At 43.6% G+C, this 3,302-nt stretch carries 3 protein-coding genes; 2 read left to right on the top strand and 1 reads right to left on the bottom strand.

Annotated features, from left to right (window positions below; translation table 11 throughout):
• Positions 1-450 (bottom strand): TetR/AcrR family transcriptional regulator (locus AB4496_RS16385; RefSeq protein WP_372131375.1); only part of this gene is annotated, 450 nt, incomplete at its 3' end.
• A gap of 568 nt (positions 451-1,018) precedes the next feature.
• On the opposite strand from AB4496_RS16385, the gene leuA reads away from it, so the two are divergent.
• Positions 1,019-2,566: a 2-isopropylmalate synthase gene (gene leuA / locus AB4496_RS16380; protein WP_009847816.1), complete on the top strand. Its 1,548-nt coding sequence runs from the start codon at positions 1,019-1,021 to the stop codon at positions 2,564-2,566.
• 97 nt (positions 2,567-2,663) lie between these two features.
• On the top strand, positions 2,664-3,302 hold a 639-nt coding region (gene leuB / locus AB4496_RS16375), incomplete at its 3' end, for a 3-isopropylmalate dehydrogenase (RefSeq protein ID WP_372131373.1).

The raw sequence follows: 3,302 nt of genomic DNA, 5'->3' as shown, positions 1-3,302 counted from the left end.
GATGCCTTGTTCAACCAGCTTTTCAAAAATGACATCTTGGGCTGGCTTGGCGACATCGAGAAAAACCTTTTCGAGCAACTCTCTTTGCACTTCAGAGGGAGGCATATTCATCACTTGAGCAATCAAGCGAGGAAACTTGGGCACCTTGACCATCTCTTTATAGTAAGTCCGCATTAAATCAAGAAAGTTCTCATGGCTGCTTTCTTCAACCAATCTCTGCATTTGCAATTGCATCGGTCGTAGCGTTTCACGCAGCATCGCCTCAAATAATCCAGCCTTACTGCCAAAGTAATAACGGATCATCGCAATGTTCACACCCGCACGATCAGCAATCAGGCGTGTCGAGACCTTGTCGTATGACTGAACGACAAACAGATCACGAGCATGCTCAATCAATAGTTGTCGAACATCTAAGTTCTGTTGAGGTCGCCCCGCTTTTCGTGCCGTCATGGCAAAAATCCATCTCTATAATTAATCATTCGATTAATTATAGAGATAAACAGGCATAACAGTAGAAGATTAATTACTCACTATTTAATCAATTGATTAATTACTTTAGTCACGCTTGTGATTTTTTTGGTGAATCGTTCCATTAAAAATATTTACTACAAAGTTTTAACCTACACATCAGCCAAACGATAAACTAACCCGCCAATACAAAACCACCATTCAGTTGATATCGCTAACACTTAAACAAAAAACAGCACAAACAAAACCAAAACACTGCCAATGCACGCTGATATTGGATTTTCTTGTTTGACGCTCAGAATAAATTACGGTAAATATGGTGTTAACAGTTTATTTACGGATATTTGTGTAATGATTTTTTCTTCTTCTCTACTGCTGAAACTTCTCCTTATCGTGAACCAATCGCGCGGGTAAGTTGTGGGTCAAGAACTACACAAATATTAAAACCCGCACTGAGCGGGTTTTTTTGTAACTGGCACTTTTAAAAGAACATCATTCTTAATAATAATTTGGATAGCAATCGATTCATTATCGATATAAGGAAGCACCCATGAACGATCAAGTAATAATTTTTGATACTACCTTACGTGACGGCGAGCAAGCATTGGCTGCAAGCCTTACGGTAAAAGAGAAGTTACAGATCGCTTATGCTCTTGAGAGACTGGGTGTAGATGTTATCGAAGCTGGCTTCCCTATTTCTTCTCCGGGTGATTTTGAGTCAGTACAAACCATCGCTAAACACATCAAAGACAGCCGTATTTGTGCGCTTTCTCGTGCCGTAGCGAAAGATATCGATGCCGCTGCCGAAGCGCTTAAAGTTGCTGACCAGTTCCGTATTCATACCTTCATCTCAACATCAACGGTTCACGTACAAGACAAATTACGCCGCAGCTACGATGACGTAGTAGAGATGGCAGTGAAAGCAGTCAAGCACGCTCGTAACTATACCGATGATGTTGAATTCTCTTGTGAAGATGCCGGCCGTACCCCTATCGACAACCTATGTCGCATGGTTGAAGCCGCGATTAACGCAGGCGCGAAAACCATCAACATTCCAGACACAGTGGGCTACACAGTACCAAATGAGTTTGGTGGCATTATCAAGACGCTATTCGATCGCGTACCCAACATCGACCAAGCGATCATCTCTGTTCACTGTCACGATGACTTAGGTATGTCGGTTGCAAACTCAATTGCTGCTGTGCAAGCGGGCGCTCGCCAAATTGAAGGCACAATCAACGGTATTGGCGAACGTGCAGGTAACTGTTCTTTAGAAGAAATTGCAATGATCATCAAAACTCGCCAAGAGCTTTTGGGTGTTCATACTGGCTTGGATCACAAAGAGATTCACCGTACCAGTAAGTTGGTTAGCCAACTTTGCCACATGCCGATTCAAGACAATAAAGCAATCGTCGGTGCTAACGCATTCAGCCACTCTTCAGGTATTCACCAAGATGGCATGCTTAAGAACAAGAACACTTACGAGATCATGACGCCTGAGTCTATTGGCTTGAAAAACAAAGCCTTAAACCTAACAAGTCGTAGTGGCCGAGCCGCTGTTAAGAGCCACATGGACGCGATGGGTTATAAAGACAATGAGTACAACCTAGATTCATTGTACGAAGACTTCTTGAAGCTTGCTGATCGTAAAGGACAAGTGTTCGATTACGACCTAGAAGCATTGATGCACTTCGCGAATCTACGTGATGAAGATGACTTCTATAAACTTAACTACCTAAGCGTACAATCTGGTAGTGTTATGTCTACCACCAGCATCAAACTGCAATGTGGTGATGAAGAGAAATGCGAAGCGGCTGTCGGCAACGGCCCGGTTGATGCTTTATACCAATGTATCTACCGCTTAACAGGCTACGAAATCGCGTTGGATAAGTTCGACCTAACTGCAAAAGGTGAAGGTGAAGATGGCTTAGGTCAAGCTGACATCATTGCTAACTATAAAGGCCGTAAGTACCACGGTACGGGCGTTTCAACAGATATCGTTGAAGCTTCTGGTCAAGCGTTGCTACACGTTATCAATAGCATTCAACGCGCAGACACTATTGCTGAAATGAAGCAGCAAAAATTCGCGACAGTTTAATACCCCAATAACAGAGCCCTAGAGCCGATGTTGTTGGCTTTAGGGACAAAATTTAAAACGAGCCAAACAGCTCAGTAACAAGAATTAAAGGATTAACATGACAGATAAATCATACAAGATTGCCGTACTACCTGGTGATGGCATTGGCCCAGAAGTAATGCAGCAAGCACATAAAGTGCTAGACGCGATTGAAAAGAAGCACGCGATTAGCTTTTCTCGCGAAGAGTATGATGTTGGTGGTATCGCAATTGATAATCACGGCTGCCCACTTCCAGAAGCGACAGTAACGGGCTGTGAAGAATCTGACGCAGTACTATTTGGCTCGGTTGGCGGACCTAAGTGGGAACATCTCCCACCAAACGATCAACCAGAGCGTGGTGCCCTACTTCCTCTACGTAAACACTTCCAACTGTTCTGTAACTTACGTCCTGCACAAATCCATAAAGGTCTAGAGTCTTTCTCTCCTTTGCGTGCAGACATCTCAGGTAACGGCTTCGACATCGTTGTTGTTCGTGAACTAACTGGCGGTATCTACTTCGGTCAACCAAAAGGCCGTGAAGGCGAAGGCGCAACAGAGAAAGCCTTTGATACTGAGGTTTACCACCGTTACGAAATCGAACGAATTGCGAAGATTGCTTTTGAATCCGCTCGTCTACGTAACAAAAACGTTTACTCAATCGATAAAGCGAACGTTCTTCAGAGCTCTATCTTATGGCGTGAAGTGGTTGAAGAGATC

Origin of the sequence: Vibrio sp. 10N.222.46.A1 (assembly GCF_041473595.1) — a bacterium.
GTDB classification, from domain to species: domain Bacteria; phylum Pseudomonadota; class Gammaproteobacteria; order Enterobacterales; family Vibrionaceae; genus Vibrio; species Vibrio tasmaniensis_A.
The sequence above is the reverse complement of the archived record's forward strand: the minus strand, read 5'-3'. Positions and strand labels throughout refer to the sequence as shown.